At 58.1% G+C, this 842-nt stretch carries 2 protein-coding genes; both read right to left on the minus strand.

Features of this window, described 5'->3' with window-relative positions; all coding sequences use genetic code 11:
- A partial coding sequence (locus ALO43_RS08215) for an iron-containing alcohol dehydrogenase (protein ID WP_157062271.1) occupies window positions 1–224 on the minus strand: 224 nt, incomplete at its 3' end.
- Window positions 225–374: 150 nt separating this feature from the next.
- On the minus strand, window positions 375–842 hold a 468-nt coding region (locus tag ALO43_RS08220), incomplete at its 5' end, for a methyltransferase (protein WP_157062272.1).

An 842-nucleotide genomic window follows, 5' to 3' on the forward strand; every position in this document is an offset into this window, starting at 1 on the left:
TTGGCGATGGTCGGGTTGGGTTTGGCACCGTCATATACCACCGAGTCGATGCCCTGCTCCACCAACAGCCCCGCGACCTGACTGGCCACACCGGCCTTGGCCAGCCCTGCGTCGGTCACGATCAGCGCCTTGAGAAATCCGTATTTGCGAATGGCGAGCATGGCTTCATCAATGCAGCCAGTGCCGATGATGTTCACTGCGGGGATGAAAAAGGTGCTGATCATGACGGACCCTCGTGGGTAGCTCGGATGCTTGGGTGATAGCCCATGTATCCGCCGTGTGCGAGGCACAACCATTGACCTGGCGCAATGAAGCAGCCTGATAGCAGACCGTTGGTCGAAGACTCTTCGGTCTACGTGTGCAGGGTGGCTGTTTCAGCCGATGAAGCCGTCCGCCCTCAACAGCGTTTCAAGGCACTGCTCGCTGATGCCGTAAAACGTCTTCAGCTCCTGGATACGCGCGATCAACAGGTCCGGGTTGACCGGTTCGGCGCACTTGACCGCCAGTATCATCTTGTTCTTGTTGGTGTGCTCCAGAGAGATGAACTCAAAGACCTTGGTTTCGTAACCGCACGCTTCCAGCAACAAGGCACGCAGGCTGTCCGTGACCATTTCTGCCTGCTGGCCCATATGCAGGCCGTATTGCAACATCGGTTTCAGCAAGGCCGGGCTCTGGATCTGCTGGCGAATCTGTTTGTGGCAGCACGGCGAGCACATGATGATCGAGGCGCCGGAACGAATGCCCATATGAATGGCGTAGTCGGTTGCGATGTCACAGGCATGCAGCGCGATCATCACATCCAGCGCGCTGGGCGCGACAGTACGCACATCGCCGTGCTGGAA

It is taken from the genome of Pseudomonas tremae, assembly GCF_001401155.1.
In the GTDB taxonomy this organism is placed as follows: Bacteria; Pseudomonadota; Gammaproteobacteria; order Pseudomonadales; family Pseudomonadaceae; genus Aquipseudomonas; species Aquipseudomonas tremae.